Origin of the sequence: Paenibacillus sp. PvR133, assembly GCF_017833155.1 — a bacterium.
Taxonomy (GTDB): Bacteria; Bacillota; Bacilli; order Paenibacillales; family Paenibacillaceae; genus Paenibacillus; species Paenibacillus polymyxa_B.
The window spans coordinates 3,185,196-3,199,272 of sequence record NZ_JAFIBS010000001.1 but is presented as its reverse complement, the minus strand read 5'-3'; the positions used below and the strand labels follow the sequence as shown (position 1 = coordinate 3,199,272).

14 protein-coding genes, 1 tRNA gene and 1 pseudogene are annotated in these 14,077 nt (G+C 43.4%); 5 read left to right on the top strand and 11 right to left on the bottom strand.

Features of this window, described 5'->3' with window-relative positions; genetic code table 11:
• The first annotated feature begins 138 nt into the window (after positions 1-138).
• Positions 139-723, top strand: a complete 585-nt coding sequence (locus tag JOE49_RS14145) for a helix-turn-helix domain-containing protein (protein ID WP_007429779.1) — start codon at positions 139-141, stop codon at positions 721-723.
• A gap of 206 nt (positions 724-929) precedes the next feature.
• Here JOE49_RS14145 and JOE49_RS14140 read toward each other — a convergent pair whose 3' ends face one another.
• The 4 genes and pseudogenes from JOE49_RS14140 to JOE49_RS14125 form a co-directional block, all read right to left on the bottom strand.
• Entirely contained in the window at positions 930-2,627 is a 1,698-nt protein-coding gene (locus tag JOE49_RS14140) for a ribulokinase (protein WP_209941598.1), read from the bottom strand.
• A gap of 112 nt (positions 2,628-2,739) precedes the next feature.
• Positions 2,740-2,920: pseudogene (locus JOE49_RS26345) on the bottom strand (class II aldolase/adducin family protein); the annotation flags it as partial.
• Between the two features lie 319 nt (positions 2,921-3,239).
• Complete coding sequence (locus JOE49_RS14130; protein WP_160789608.1) at positions 3,240-4,370, bottom strand: GntR family transcriptional regulator; 1,131 nt, start codon at positions 4,368-4,370, stop codon at positions 3,240-3,242.
• Positions 4,371-4,568: 198 nt separating this feature from the next.
• Complete coding sequence (locus JOE49_RS14125; protein WP_160789609.1) at positions 4,569-5,726, bottom strand: sn-glycerol-1-phosphate dehydrogenase; 1,158 nt, start codon at positions 5,724-5,726, stop codon at positions 4,569-4,571.
• Positions 5,727-5,894: 168 nt separating this feature from the next.
• Between JOE49_RS14125 and JOE49_RS14120 the strand changes: the two genes are divergently transcribed.
• Positions 5,895-6,098, top strand: a complete 204-nt coding sequence (locus JOE49_RS14120; protein WP_160789610.1) for a hypothetical protein — start codon at positions 5,895-5,897, stop codon at positions 6,096-6,098.
• 130 nt (positions 6,099-6,228) lie between these two features.
• On the opposite strand, the gene fabV is transcribed toward JOE49_RS14120, so the two are convergent.
• Complete coding sequence (gene fabV, locus JOE49_RS14115) at positions 6,229-7,392, bottom strand: enoyl-ACP reductase FabV (RefSeq protein ID WP_160789611.1); 1,164 nt, start codon at positions 7,390-7,392, stop codon at positions 6,229-6,231.
• A gap of 168 nt (positions 7,393-7,560) precedes the next feature.
• The gene (locus JOE49_RS14110; protein WP_023987974.1) at positions 7,561-7,917 is read right to left on the bottom strand and encodes a winged helix-turn-helix transcriptional regulator; all 357 of its coding nucleotides are present in this window, start codon (positions 7,915-7,917) and stop codon (positions 7,561-7,563) included.
• Between the two features lie 197 nt (positions 7,918-8,114).
• On the opposite strand from JOE49_RS14110, the gene JOE49_RS14105 reads away from it, so the two are divergent.
• Positions 8,115-8,645, top strand: coding sequence for an NAD(P)H-dependent oxidoreductase (locus tag JOE49_RS14105; protein WP_209943620.1), 531 nt, complete (start codon positions 8,115-8,117; stop codon positions 8,643-8,645).
• 92 nt (positions 8,646-8,737) lie between these two features.
• Here the strand turns inward: JOE49_RS14105 and JOE49_RS14100 are convergent.
• Positions 8,738-8,821: transfer RNA gene (locus tag JOE49_RS14100), tRNA-Leu, on the bottom strand.
• A 377-nt stretch (positions 8,822-9,198) separates the two neighbouring features.
• On the opposite strand from JOE49_RS14100, the gene JOE49_RS14095 reads away from it, so the two are divergent.
• Positions 9,199-9,633 carry an N-acetyltransferase gene (locus tag JOE49_RS14095; RefSeq protein WP_053325137.1) on the top strand — a complete coding sequence of 145 codons (435 nt, stop codon included), beginning with the start codon at positions 9,199-9,201 and terminating at the stop codon, positions 9,631-9,633.
• 20 nt (positions 9,634-9,653) lie between these two features.
• Here JOE49_RS14095 and JOE49_RS14090 read toward each other — a convergent pair whose 3' ends face one another.
• Both JOE49_RS14090 and JOE49_RS14085 read right to left on the bottom strand, forming a co-directional pair.
• On the bottom strand, positions 9,654-10,172 hold the full coding sequence (locus JOE49_RS14090; RefSeq protein WP_160789612.1) for a GNAT family N-acetyltransferase: 519 nt from the start codon (positions 10,170-10,172) through the stop codon (positions 9,654-9,656).
• A gap of 70 nt (positions 10,173-10,242) precedes the next feature.
• Positions 10,243-10,758: a hypothetical protein gene (locus JOE49_RS14085; protein ID WP_160789613.1), complete on the bottom strand. Its 516-nt coding sequence runs from the start codon at positions 10,756-10,758 to the stop codon at positions 10,243-10,245.
• Positions 10,759-11,066: 308 nt separating this feature from the next.
• Here JOE49_RS14085 and JOE49_RS14080 point away from each other — a divergent pair, with 308 nt between their 5' ends.
• The gene (locus JOE49_RS14080; RefSeq protein ID WP_069079885.1) at positions 11,067-11,567 is read left to right on the top strand and encodes a hypothetical protein; all 501 of its coding nucleotides are present in this window, start codon (positions 11,067-11,069) and stop codon (positions 11,565-11,567) included.
• A 142-nt stretch (positions 11,568-11,709) separates the two neighbouring features.
• On the opposite strand, the gene nspC is transcribed toward JOE49_RS14080, so the two are convergent.
• Together nspC and JOE49_RS14070 are read right to left on the bottom strand one after the other, a co-directional pair.
• Positions 11,710-12,849 (bottom strand): carboxynorspermidine decarboxylase, encoded by a 1,140-nt coding sequence (gene nspC, locus JOE49_RS14075; protein ID WP_069079886.1) that lies wholly within the window; start codon positions 12,847-12,849, stop codon positions 11,710-11,712.
• Between the two features lie 8 nt (positions 12,850-12,857).
• On the bottom strand, positions 12,858-14,057 hold the full coding sequence (locus tag JOE49_RS14070) for a saccharopine dehydrogenase family protein (RefSeq protein ID WP_013309649.1): 1,200 nt from the start codon (positions 14,055-14,057) through the stop codon (positions 12,858-12,860).
• Between the last annotated feature and the right edge of the window lie 20 nt (positions 14,058-14,077).

The window sequence follows — 14,077 nt, the reverse complement described above, 5'->3', positions numbered from 1 at the left end:
CCATTTTTATAGGCCAAATGGACCTTATTTTCCATAAACCGGTTAAGCCCATGGGATTAAAAGAAAATCAGGAGAGGAGTCACTTGCAAACCCCCCTTCGGGTATAGTAGTATGTGGTTAAAAAAAATCGGAGGGTATATGCCTAAACAACAAGATAAACATTCCATTCAGGCGTGGTCTCTGATCAATCGCAAATATTTGGGAAAAGGTGTGCGTGTCAAACGTTTTCGTAAACCAACACGCTGTCAAGTGCGCAATCGCGTTTTGCTTGCCGTTTTGATGGCTAATGACATTAAACTGTCCCAACTTGCCGAGGAGCTTTCCATTTCCTCCCGTAGTGTCAGTGCGTGGGTATATGAAGGTCGCATTCCCGGCAACACTAATCTGGAAAAGACGTGTAATACACTTGGTTATCCGCACCATATTCTATTTAATGAAGAGGTTGTCCGGCGTTCACCACTCATCTGTCAACCAGCGCCGTCCCGTTTTATGAAACGGACTGTGACTCGTTCTCCGGTTAAAAATCGGATCTTGGCGGGTCTATGCATGGTACATGATATTTCGGTGACCGATGTGAGTCATTGGATTGGTGTTCACCCCGGTACATTTCGGAAATGGTTGCATCAGGGTACCGTTCCTTCGCAAACCTTCCAGGATCAGGCGGAACAGTTTTTCCGTATTCCAAAATCCATTTTGTTTGCTGATGCCATGCTGAAAAAGTAAAAATGTCCGTAAAAGAGAAATGGTTGTAATTTTCATGAAAGTCTTTGAAAGGAACGCATTACCATCTTTCATCCGCTGAGACTTTCACATCATGTAATTCACAGAATATAAAAATGCAAAAAAGCACAGTCTGCCGATTCCTCGGCGCACTGTGCTTTTTAGATAACAGACCTTTAAATACTTCTTGCTTATATTTTGTCAGCTTTTTAAGAATGAATGCTTGCCGTTTCAGTTGAACGTTTGGCTTCTTCCTTGATGGACTTTAGCTTTTTCATCATCGGATTGCCTCCACGTCCAAAGTAGTCGTGAAGACGGCTGTATTCCTCGTACAGCTTATCATACACGGCCGCGTTCTCAGGGATCGGCTTGAAGCTCTCGTCCCGTACACGCGCCATATGACGCGCTGCTACGACGATATCGTCGTACCCTCCAGCTTCAGCTCCCGCAGCCACTGCTGCGAACATGGCTGCACCCAACGCAGGAGTTTGGGTAGAAGCAGCGACCTTAATTTCCCGTCCGGTTACGTCAGCATAAATTTGCATCAAAAGACGATTTTTCTGCGGCAATCCACCGCACGTATACAATACGTCTACTGGCACGCCGTTATGATGGAATGCATCGATAATTTTACGTGTTCCGAACGCAGTTGCTTCCAGCAATGTACGATACACTTCCTCTGGCTTCGTCAGCAACGTATATCCGACAATCAGCCCCGTCAGGTTGGTGTCAACCAGCAAAGAACGGTTACCGTTCCACCAGTCGAGTGCCAGCAATCCGGTTTCGCCCGGTTTATATTCAGCCGCTTTACGCTCCAGCCATACATGGACGTTCACACCTTCCGCAGCTGACTGCTCCTTCACTTCGCCCGGAACAGCATGTTCCACAAACCATGCGAAAATGTCTCCTACCGCCGATTGTCCAGCCTCATACCCGTAATAGCCCGGAATAATTCCGTTCTCTACAACGCCACACATACCTTCTACTTCTTTTTCTTCCTCACCGAGGAGCATATGGCAAATGGAAGTTCCCATCGCCATCACCAGCTTGCCTGGTGTGACGACGCCTACTGCCGGAACAGCCGCATGAGCATCCACATTGCCTACCGCTACTGCCGTTCCCGGGTTCAGTCCGAGTTTTGCAGCCATCTCCTCTGTTAATCCACCCGCACGGGCACCCAATTCATAAATCTCACCGCGCAGCTTCGTATCCGTCAAATTATCTAGACGCGGATCGAGCTCTCTGAAAAATTCACGATCCGGATAACCATCGCGATGATGGTAAATAGACTTGTAGCCAGCTGTACACTGATTACGTTTCAGTTCCCCGCTGAGCTGGGAAATTACCCAGTCGGTCGCTTCTACAAAGCGGTCTGTTTGATTATAAATGTCCGGTGCCTCGTTCAGAATTTGCCAAATTTTTGCGATCATCCATTCGGAAGAAATTTTCCCTCCATAGCGGGGCAGAAAGGCCTCTCCTCGCTGCGAGGCAATGGCATTTAAACGGTCCGCTTCATCCTGTGCTGCATGATGCTTCCACAGTTTCACCCAACTATGCGGGTTATCTTTTAGGTTCTCGTCAAAGCACAACGGTTGTCCTTGCGCGTCGATCGGCAGCATCGTGCATGCTGTAAAATCAATTCCGATCCCGATGATATCGTCTGGAGAAATGCCAGTCTCCTTCATAACGGCAGGTATAGAAATAGTCAGCACTTCAATATAATCAGCCGGATGTTCCAGCGCCCAATCCATTTCCAATTTGCGTCCGCTACCAGGCAGCACTTCATCCATAACTCCATGACGGTAAGGTGTTACATGTGTAGCAATTTCAGCTCCGTCAGACAGGTCAACAATAACCGCACGGCCGGACTCCGTTCCATAATCGACACCAATTGTATACTTGCTCATTTGTGTGCCTCCTCCTTTTTCGTTTGACCATAATAAGCGTTCGCCCATGCTTGCGCAGAAAATGCTTACCCAGCAGCACCAGATCCACTAAGGTGAATTCTGGATTCCGAACGAAAGAACGGTACAATGCCAGATGATGTGTAGGCGTATCTGACGAAGGCCGAAGGTCAACCTCGACAATATCGCCTTGTAGAACCAGTACAACCAGTTGCTCCGCTTTCAGTTCTTCATAGGCCACGCCTTGGAAGAGCCAAATTGGCCTCCCATACTTCCTTTTTCAATTGTTCTAATATGTATAAGACACACCTTTTACTATCATTTCTGAAATCTGCAATGGAGGAGGTGACTGAAACTAACTTCAAATGGAAAATTACAGGAAGGTCTTAACGACCCTTTATCCTTGGTTCCGCTTTCATTATATGCTTGTACGTACAACTTAGCTAGTCTTTTTTATGTATTTTCTCGATAGATTTATGTACTCATTTTCAGAAAAAACATAGCAAAAACAGTCTATTTCTGCAATCCAGAAAACAGACTGTTCGGTATGGCGAAAAACATGCCCATCAAATATTAAGCGTTGAAGCTGTACACTTACTAACTTGTCCTTACATGTTAAGACTGATCTCCCTGCCTAGTTTTGTTTTCTCCAGGCATGACCTGAACAGGCCCCGTAGATTCACGAACGATGAGCTCAGGCGGTAGAATTAACTGACGATCTTCTTCATGGTACCCCTTCTCTTCAATCATCGACAGCATGGTATCGGCAGCACGTAGCCCCAATTCTTCCTTTGGATGCCGAATTGTCGTTAGCTTGATTTCCGTTGCTGTCGCCAAAAATGAATCATCAAACCCAACCAACGATAGATCATTGGGAATGTTCAGGCCCACCGAACGTACAATATCCAGGAGTCGAACAGCCAGCTCATCATTGTAGGTCACCCATCCAGTAGGACGCTCTCCCGCCTCCATCGTCAATAGCCTCGACGCACGTTGTAGCGGAATCTCATTTTTTTCTTCTGTCCGGTAAGTCGTTACTGCGTTCGGGTGTAGTGTCACACCATATTTGCGGTGAGCGGCCACAAATCCCTTCATACGAAGAATCCCCTGCATATCATCGGTTTTGAAAAATCCGGCCAAGCGTCGGTGTCCCAGCTTAATCAGATGCTCGGCCGCCAAAAAACCACCCTTTTCATCATCTACTCGCAGACATGGCGCATCCATTTCCTCATAACGCGCATTGATCATCAAATAAGGGATTTGGCGATTTTCCACGGTTAAATAATAGTTCAGATTGGGGTTACGCTCTCCACTTTTGGTCGGTTCGATAATAATTCCGCTCAGCGGTTGACTCAATAGCATTTCCAGGCACTGACTTTCTTGCTCAGGGTCATTACCTGTGCTTGACAGCAGCATCTTATAGCCCTGACGACTCAATTTAGATTCAATTCCCTGTACAATGGATGGGAAAATATAATCCGATATATAGGTTGTAATGACTCCAATCGTCTTTGGATCTTCGGGCTGCTTGCTGTCCCGTGTCGCGACAAAGGTTCCCTTGCCCTGCATCCGAAACAGCCAGCCTTCCTGCACCAGCTCACCCAGCGCCTGACGCACCGTTTGCCGACTAACGGCAAATTGTTCAGACATTTCATGCTCAGATGGAAGCTGGCTTTGTGGTTCCAGTTTAGATGAATGAATCCAGGACAAAATCTCCTGTTTAACTTGTATATATTTGGGCGCCATAATTTCCTCCGTACTTGCAATATCGTGTACCTGTTCATATTCCACGATTATAGCATACCGTTCATTTGTACATACAAATGTTACAGGAACAGGATATCGTCGTATTGCTGCCGGAGGTGTAAACCCATTCGCTTATCCCTTCCTTGCCACACATGAGTGGCTGAATATCTAAGGGACAATTTGTGTAGAGGTTGCACATTACGAACGAAGCAATTGATGTTCATTCTCATTCATATACTTAAGTCCAGTATAGCGATCACGCAAGGTATGAGCCGTGCGCAATGCACGAGCGAGCTGTTCCTCCGTAACCCCGAGCTCGGCAATGGTAGATGGGCCTCCGACCTGAGCCAGCCATGCGCGCATCTGCTCCGACGTAGGCAATCCCCGATACACCTTAAATGCCTCTACATCCTGACTGGCTGCTAAATCCCTGTACAGGTCAGACAGCAATGAGGATGCTACGCCCACTTTGGCACCATGCAAAACTTGCTTGCGTCCCTCTGCGATAAAATCCATTTCAATTCGGTGGGAAATATGGTGCTCTCCCCCTGACGCTGGACGAGAATGATCTATCATCAGCATCGAAATACCGGATGCAATCAGCGCATTCATCAATACCTCGACCCCAGCCTTGCTACCTGCCGCAATCTCATCGACATGTTCTACACAGTCACGCAGAGCCTCCTCAGTAATGCGATTAGCCACAGGTGAATACGGCTCGTTTCCCAAATCTCTGGAAACATGCCAGTCCGCTAGTGAGGTGAACTTACCGAGCATATCGCCAAAACCGGCCGCAGTCATCGTCTGTGGCGCATTTGCCAGCACGGACAAATCAGCAAAGATCGCCTCTGGCGGAACTGCTTGGAATGTCTGCTTGCTGCCGTCCACAATTAGTGGTGCGCCTGCGGAGGTAAAACCATCCACCGAAGCAGCCGTCGGTACTGACAAGAACGGACGATTCATTTTATAACATACGAAGCGAACCAGATCATGAATTGTGCCGGAGCCTACAGCAAGTACAGCCTGACTCTTATCCGCCACACCCAGCAGCACTTTCATAATGTAGGTCTCATCAGCAATCACATCCCCTACAGCATTCGGAGGTAAGCGGACGACATCAACTGTCAAACCTGCCTCACGAATCAGCTCAGCCACTTTTGTTCCAGCCGCCGCCGAAGTATGTTCATCTTCTACCAGAGTTACATGACGATAATCCTGTTGGTTCAGATATGGAACAACAGACTGCAGTGCTCCATCCCGTACCTCAATAAACAATTCAACCTTTCGGTGAGGATGATCAGCGTTACTAGCCTGCGCCTCTTCGTTCCACAGCTTGATCTGCTCATTCATATTCATTTCATCAGCCTCCTGAAAAAGGAATAATTTGCACAAGAATGATCCATAATGATTAATAGATTCCGTTTGAAAACGATTACTATTTAATTGTACGCACAAGTGTATGTCCAAGTCCAGCGAAAAAGTACAAGTTGCTTTTTAATTTATACATTTGAAAGGAACATGTTTATGAAATTTGGAACGGATATTGCCTGCGCACTTGGTTTACTGGCAGGTACAACGTTTGGCAGTGGTATTGCATTTTTGTTCGGCTGGCAAGCCTATCGAGCTCTGACTTCTGTTGCAGTCTTTGGCGTTGCGGGGATTATCATTACCATTGCCGTTTTTCGCTTGCTGCACCGTAAGTCGCTTCCCACGTCTAATTCTCGATAAATGCTGTTAGTGAAACGAGTGCAACTTGTTCTTTGCCAATATACATAAAAAACGGGCACTCTTAAGCAATTGCATCGCTTGAGAGTACCCGTTTTTGTTTTACAAATATCACTTATGAAAGTGTATCAACCTATGGATTAACGTCTAATTCATAATCAATTTCATCAAACCCGAATCCAAATAATTGGAGGAAATCCAGACGGTATTGTTCGAGATCACCCAATTCAGATACGTTTTCTGTAGTGATTTCGGACCAAGCTGCTTTGACAGCCTGCTGCACATCGTCTCTCATTTCCCAGTTATCCAGCCGAATGCGTCCTTCTTCATCCGTTTCCACAGTGGACCCACTGTATAGCGTCTCGAACAGACGTTGTGCCTGCTCAATACATCCCTCGTGCAGTCCCTTTTCCTTCATGACCTTAAACAGCAAAGAAATATACAAAGGTACGACTGGAATAGCCGAACTGGATTGTGTAACCAAAGCTTTATTCACAGAAACGTAAGCTTTTCCATGATAACGCTCCAGTTGCTTTGTTAAAGTATGTGCTGTAGCTTCCAAATCATTTTTAGCTTGGCCAATGGTTCCTTTACGATAGATAGCCTCCGTAATTTCGGGACCAATATACGAGTAAGCCAGTGTGGTTACCCCTTCAGCCAGCAGATCAGCTTCTTCCAACGCTTTCAGCCACAAGGACCAATCTTCGCCACCCATTACCGTAATGGTGTTCTCAATTTCCTCCTGCGTAGCCGGTTCTAGCGTAATTTGTGATACGACACCTGTATTCGTATTCACTGTTTTATTAGAAAAAGACTGTCCGATAGGCTTGAGAACGGAATTAAAGGTCTCACCCGTATCGGGATGTGTCCGTCGCGGTGAAGCGACACTATACACAATCAGGTCTACCTTGCCCAGCTTTTCCTTTACCAGCTTCAACGTCTCCTGCTTAATTTCATGAGAAAAAGCATCTCCATTAATGCTTTCTGCTATGTAGCCAGCTGCTCTGGCCGCTCTTTCAAAGGCTACCGTATTGTACCAGCCTGCTGAAGCCGTGCGCCCCTCTGATGCGGGACGTTCATAGGATACCCCTATGGTGTCCGCTCCCAGACCGAAGCTCGCAGCAATACGAGAAGCCAGCCCATATCCAGTAGATGCTCCGATCACAAGTACCTTTTTAGCTCCTTGTATTGATGTGCTATCTTTGATGTAGTTGATCTGACGGTTAACATGAGCCGCACATCCTGCAGGATGTGCAGTCGTACATATGAAACCACGAATTTTCGGTTTAATAATCATTGCAAGGGTCCCCCTACTTTGGCATTCATTTAATATGGATGGAATGGTTGTCCAGTCATAACTATATAGCAAATCAGCTTGCGGCTCAACACATAACATAACACTTGAAGACAGCCGAAGAAAACTACCGTAAACATCATAGTCTGCAACGCTTTTTTACTCCACTATTCATTTTGAATCATTTTCTAACAACATCACATCTTCTCCTTGCTGTTGTCTTATTTGGATATTAGCCCTTCCCCAAGAACACATTAAGTCAATAATTTCATTTGCTGTAATTCCATATTCCGTTATATAATACTCCACTTTTGGAGGCATTTGATTATACACATGTCTACCTATGATACCATCCTTTTCAAGTTCGCGAAGTTGCTGTATAAGAACCTTTTGAGAAATGCCCGGAATACTACGCTGTAATTCACTTGTCCTTTTTCTACCAGACATTAATAAACAAATGATTAATGATTTCCATTTACCTCCGATGATCTCAAGTGTTGCTTCTATGCCTAAATTATATTGTTTCATAGTACCACCTCTTCAACGCTAAAAATAACAAAGTTTATCTAATTAATTTTATAATTGCGTATCTTCACTCTAAGTCCAATGCACACTTTCAAGTAACTATCTTACTTTATTGTGTGTATTTACTTTTTTTGAAGCATACAGAATAATAATAGAGCATCTACAAAGGCAAATATGTTACGTAAGAAAGGTGATTTATGATGAAAACTCTTGTGATTTTAGCTCATCCCCATATCGAAGATTCTAGAGTAAATAACAGATGGAAACGAGAATTACTTCAATATACCAATGAAATTACAATTCACGAAATTTATAAAGAGTACCCAAACTGGAGCATTGATGTTTTGAAAGAGCAAAAGTTACTTGAAGCACATAGTAATATCATATTTCAATTCCCTTTATATTGGTATAGTTACCCGCCTTTATTAAAAAAATGGATGGATGATGTTTTTACTCATGGATGGGCTTATGGTTCACAAGGTGATAAGTTAAAAGGAAAGAAGCTATGGATAGCCATGTCCATTGGCGATAAAAAAGAAAATTACTCACCTACTGGTTCCGTTTCTTTTACTGTAGATGAAGTTATAGCACCTTTTAAAGCAAGCGCAGTGCATGTTGGCGCGATAACATTACCCTATTTCGCTGTCTTCGGAGCCTCATTTCAAGCAAGCGACGAAGACATTAATCAGAGTGCAAAGGACTATATTAAATATATATTTCAGTATAAATAAAATAGTTATAATGGTACACGCATCTTAACCATATAAAAACAGGCTCTTGGTGGCATCCAGCCAATCCAAGAACCTGTAAATGTAGGCTATGATGCGGTCGAGAGGACTCGAACCTCCACGGGGGTTAGCCCACACGGACCTGAACCGTGCGCGTCTGCCAATTCCGCCACGACCGCATATTATGTACTCACACCGATGTTTTTCAATCACGGTAATTAAGATTATATCTTCCATAGAACATAAAATCAAGCCATTTTTATTTTGTATTTTCTATGAATCATTTCCGCAAATATAAGAAAATCACTGGATATCACAATCCATATATGGTAAAATGGGTCCATCAGGAAAGGAGGTGCGTCAACATCAATAATCACATGTTGAGCGTATCCCTTACCCGGTCCGTTATTCTCTAATTTACAGAGTTGACGGAGGCGCGGGATACGGATCAAAGCTTTAATTAAGCGCCACGGGTAGAAAGACCGTCCTCGGACGGTCTTTTTTATTTCAACATCATCTATAAGATTACATACTGCACTGTGAAAGAGGAGATACGATGTCGATTAGACCCGCAAATGTGGAAGAGCTCAACGAGTTGACAGCCATCTGGCTGGATGCTTCCATAGAAGCCCATCATTTTATTGCTCCGCAGTATTGGGCATCACAAGTTACCGAGATGGAAAACAGGTACCTTCCCCTCGCTCAAAACTACGTTATCATACAAGATGATCATAGCATCGGCGGCTTTGTTTCCATGTTGGATGGATACTTGGCGGCTCTGTTTATACGTGTTGATTCTCAAAGAAAAGGCTATGGCAAGTTACTACTAGATTGGATCAAGAAGCAACATGATGAGATTCAATTAAAAGTATACCAGTCGAACACGAAAGCATTTAACTTCTATACCAAAAATGGATTTACCATTCAAGCGGAATCTGTTGATGCCGAAACTGACGAGAAAGAATTTGTGATGGCATGGACAAAACATTAACGATAATGAAGCATCTTTAGCTATATAGTCTTCTTATTTAACCCATAGACCTCGGTATATAAAATCTCTTTAAACGGAGCAAAATCCTGTTCAGCCAGCGCACCTGGATAGCTCATAATTTGAAGCCGCAGATCAGCCTGTCCTTCTCTTAAAGGGGGCTGTACATAGTCAAAATGGTTCAGATGAAACCCCAAACGTTCATAAAAACCAATTCTTCTCCGAGTCCATTCATCCACTGGTGGCTCAACCTCCAGTACTACCGGTTTACCGGACTGTGAAATAAACTTGCTCATAAGCTCTTTACCTAACCCGCCACCTCGTATAGCCGAATCTACGGCAATATGCTCTACAAACCGAAAATCTGTAAACTCCCATCCCGCCAAAAAAGCAATTATTTGCCCTTGTTCGTCCTTTTTGGTAAGTAAACGATAACATGGATGATGAAGCAGAGCCCTCTGTGACTCGGATGTTCTGCATTCCGTTTCAGGAAATGAAGCCTCCATAATCGCATATACTTGAGAGAATTCAAGTTCATTCATTTATACTTTCAACTCCTCTAACGTTAACTTGTTGGTCTACTAATGTCATTTACATTAGGGCCCTAACCCTTTAGACCTTGTTTAATTCCATAAGCGTCAGCAATATGTGTTCCAACAGCTCTGGAATGTCTTCCATCTGATCTTCATTAATTTGTCTGGAAAATCGGAGTTCAATCCTGTTTTGGTATGTAGACGTCTTCTCTCCGTAAATCTGACTAAGCGTTTGTACTGGTCGAAGATCGGGCTTCCAAATTTTGGCCAGTATATTTTCAATCCGGCTGCATTGTGACTCAATTTCACGAATTTCCATGTAAAAACTCAGCAACAAGACACATCCCGGAATTTGATCTTTGATTTCCAAAATTTCCGCAGCCAAGTTGTTTAAATCCGCCTTTAGTTGAATCTCTGCTGTCACACTCGGGTGTTCTCTCAGTCTGAATTGGACAGCAAATTCACGTGACATCACGGACATTTCCAATCTGTCGATCCGCTGTGTAATGTCAATACGTGAATCCAAATTATCCAGATCGTAAACCGTATTTTCCATAGCCACTTTTAAATTATCAAAAACCGTAGGGTCGAACATGTACAATTCACCTCTGCCTATCGTTACAATTTATTATCCAACTCATGTCGAAGTTTGTTCTTAATCCAATGAGTATACCATATATATTTTCCTCCAAGAAACCTAACCTTTAAACAGAAGCCCTAGAAAAAACCTGTAAACAAGCGAAATGCAATTCCGTAACAAAATGTTCTATTATATTTATTTTATTGATAAATATCCCTTTTTATTATTCCAATTTGCTGGTAAATAATATACAATAGTTCATGTTGATTACTAATATATTCATATAAATGAATATAAATCCCAAAAAAGAGAGGACTCTATTCATGAAAAAAACGTTGTTAGCTTCATTAGGTCTTACACTTATGCTGAGTACTACTGCCAGTGTCGCTTTAGCCGAAGAAGCAAATTCTGTACCCGTAGCAAAGGAATCAACACTTGCCTCTGCACTTGAATATAATGAACAGGAGCCAAATGATTGGTTTGAGCAAGCTAACTATTATTTTATTGGTGATGCTGTCATTGGAACCCTTGGTAAAGAGGGGGTGCCCGGAGTCTGGGAAGCCATTGACGTATTTAAATTTAAGGCTTTTGAAGCTCAAAAAGTTCATTTTACAATTCAGGGAGACAGATATTCTGATTCCTGGTTGGAAATGACTGTTTACGATAGTACTGGTCATAAAATTAAACGTTCAAGAGACGGTAACTATTTTTTAGATGTAGAACTTGAAAAAGGTAAGGAATACTACCTAGTCGTCGATGCGCCAGGACTTCAACCTTACACAGGAAATACATTCTTTTATAAAGTTTCTTCTGAAGCTATTTAAAATTATGTAACTTACTTAGTAGTTTAAAAAATCAATAAAACATAACTACGCCAAAAAGCCTCACCCCTTTCTCAAGGGGCGAGGCTTTTGTAGTTCAGTCATTCCATTTGGTGCACTCAGTTCTTTTACCCCTGTGTAAGTCTTACGACAAACGCGAGCTAAAGTCCTCGTAGGAGAACTGACGGATTACCTTGATGCCTTCTTCGTCGTTGTAGCTGGCGATGGCTGGCAGGTTGACTCCGTTGAACATGTGGTTTTTGACCATCGTGTAATGGGCCATGTCGCAGAATACAAGCTTGTCTCCCGGCTTCAATGGCTCTTTAAAGGAATAGTCTCCAATCACATCTCCAGCCAAGCACGTAAGCCCACCAAGTCTGTAAGTATGTGCATACTCGCCAGGCTGGCCTGCATCGATGATATTCGGGCGATATGGCATAGCCAGCACGTCAGGCATATGACATTCAGCCGAAGTATCCAGAATGGCAATATCCATTCCGTTTTTCATCGTATCCAATACGGTAGCCACCAGATATCCAGTATTCAAAGCAATAGCTTCGCCTGGCTCCAGATAAACCTGCACACCATATTTATCCTGAAAATATTGAATACAGCGTACCAGCGTGTCCAGATCATAGTCTTCTCTGGTAATATGGTGACCGCCGCCGAAATTGAGCCATTTCATGTTCTTAATGTATGGCCCGAATTTCTCATCCACGACTTTAATGGTGCGCTCCAGCGTATCTGAATTCTGCTCACACATCGTATGAAAATGAATACCATCCACGCCATCCAGATCCTCAGGTCTAAAGTTAGCCAGGGTCACACCCATTCTGGAGTTGTTGTAGCAAGGATCATACAACGGCGTTTCGATTTCCGAATATTCCGGATTAACTCGAATGCCGATGTCGATTTTTTTGGAAGTTACGCCTTGCACTCTGCTTTTGTAGCGTTTCAGTTGATCAAAGGAGTTGAAAACAATATGGTCAACATATTCCAATAGCTCATCAAATTCACTGTCTACATAAGCAGGTGCGTATACGTGAACTTCCTTGTCCATTTTTTCGCGACCGAGTCTGGCCTCGAACAACGAACTGGAGGTTACGCCTTTTAAATATTTGCCAACCAGAGGAAAGGTCGAAAACATCGAAAATCCCTTAAGAGCAAGCAAAATACTGCAGCCTGTCCGCTCTTGAACGGAATTTAAAACCTCAAGATTTTTGACAAGAAGTCTTTCGTCAACAAGATAACAAGGTGATGGAAGTCCTGTAATATCAATATTCATCGCAGGCCTCAATCAAGCAACGTTGGCGTAAAGTTCTCTTGCCATGGCAATCCGTGTTTATTTAGTGCTTCCATGAATGGATCTGGATCAAATTCCTCAACGTTGTAAACGCCTGGTTTTTTCCAGATACCTTTGATAATAAGCATTGCGCCGATCATAGCAGGAACACCAGTTGTGTAAGAAATGGCTTGGGAGCCAACTTCAGCATAACATTCCTCATGATCACAAACATTGTAAACATAATACGTTTTTGGTTTTCCATCTTTCACACCTTGGATGATGCAACCAATGTTCGTTTTGCCTTTTGTTCTTGGTCCCAGAGAAGCCGGGTCTGGCAAAATAGCTTTTAGGAATTGCAGTGGAATGATTTGTTGTCCTTCGTAATCAATAGGCTCGATCGAAGTCATGCCTACGTTTTGAAGTACATTCAAATGATTCAGATAATTGTCCGAGAACGTCATCCAGAAGCGGATTTTTTTCACGCCTTTAATATTCACTGCAAGAGATTCCAGTTCTTCATGGTACAAAAGATATATATTTTTCGGTCCAATTTCAGGAAGGTCGTATACCTTTTTCTCAGAAAGTGGCTCAGTTTCAATCCATTCTCCGTTTTCAAAGTAACGGCCCTTCGCCGTAATTTCACGAATATTGATTTCCGGATTAAAATTAGTTGCAAAAGGATATCCGTGGTCCCCTGCATTCGCATCCACAATATCAATCGTATGAATTTCATCAAAGTAGTGCTTTTGAGCATAAGCCGTAAATACTCCAGTTACGCCTGGATCAAAACCGCTGCCCAGCAGAGCTGTAATTCCTGCTTTTTCGAATCTTTCTTTGTAGGCCCATTGCCAGCTGTATTCAAACTTCGGCGTATCCGGCGGTTCATAGTTCGCCGTATCAACGTAATGAACACCTGTCTCAAGGCAAGCATCCATTATCGTTAAATCCTGATAAGGGAGAGCCACATTGATAACTACATCCGGTTGAAAGCTTCGAATCAAGTCAATGACCATGTCGGTGTTGTCAGCATCAAGCTGAGCCGTTTGTATCTTCGTACGACCTCCACCCAGCTTCTCTTTAAGCGCATCGCATTTCTCAACAGTTCTGCTTGCGATACAAATTTCTTCAAATACATCTGGGTTTTGGCAACATTTATGCACCACAACGCTGGCCACGCCACCGGCGCCAATAATCAATGCTTTTCCCAAAATAAATAACCTCCTTATTC

Bases quoted from the DNA above. Each gene is read 5' to 3' on its own strand.
- JOE49_RS14145 (WP_007429779.1), top strand. From the start codon at position 139: ATGCCTAAACAACAAGATAAACATTCCATTCAGGCGTGGTCTCTGATC.
- JOE49_RS14140 (WP_209941598.1), bottom strand. From the start codon at position 2,627: ATGAGCAAGTATACAATTGGTGTCGATTATGGAACGGAGTCCGGCCGT.
- JOE49_RS14130 (WP_160789608.1), bottom strand. From the start codon at position 4,370: ATGGCGCCCAAATATATACAAGTTAAACAGGAGATTTTGTCCTGGATT.
- JOE49_RS14125 (WP_160789609.1), bottom strand. From the start codon at position 5,726: ATGAATATGAATGAGCAGATCAAGCTGTGGAACGAAGAGGCGCAGGCT.
- JOE49_RS14120 (WP_160789610.1), top strand. From the start codon at position 5,895: ATGAAATTTGGAACGGATATTGCCTGCGCACTTGGTTTACTGGCAGGT.
- fabV (WP_160789611.1), bottom strand. From the start codon at position 7,392: ATGATTATTAAACCGAAAATTCGTGGTTTCATATGTACGACTGCACAT.
- JOE49_RS14110 (WP_023987974.1), bottom strand. From the start codon at position 7,917: ATGAAACAATATAATTTAGGCATAGAAGCAACACTTGAGATCATCGGA.
- JOE49_RS14105 (WP_209943620.1), top strand. From the start codon at position 8,115: ATGAAAACTCTTGTGATTTTAGCTCATCCCCATATCGAAGATTCTAGA.
- JOE49_RS14095 (WP_053325137.1), top strand. From the start codon at position 9,199: ATGTCGATTAGACCCGCAAATGTGGAAGAGCTCAACGAGTTGACAGCC.
- JOE49_RS14090 (WP_160789612.1), bottom strand. From the start codon at position 10,172: ATGAATGAACTTGAATTCTCTCAAGTATATGCGATTATGGAGGCTTCA.
- JOE49_RS14085 (WP_160789613.1), bottom strand. From the start codon at position 10,758: ATGTTCGACCCTACGGTTTTTGATAATTTAAAAGTGGCTATGGAAAAT.
- JOE49_RS14080 (WP_069079885.1), top strand. From the start codon at position 11,067: ATGAAAAAAACGTTGTTAGCTTCATTAGGTCTTACACTTATGCTGAGT.
- nspC (WP_069079886.1), bottom strand. From the start codon at position 12,849: ATGAATATTGATATTACAGGACTTCCATCACCTTGTTATCTTGTTGAC.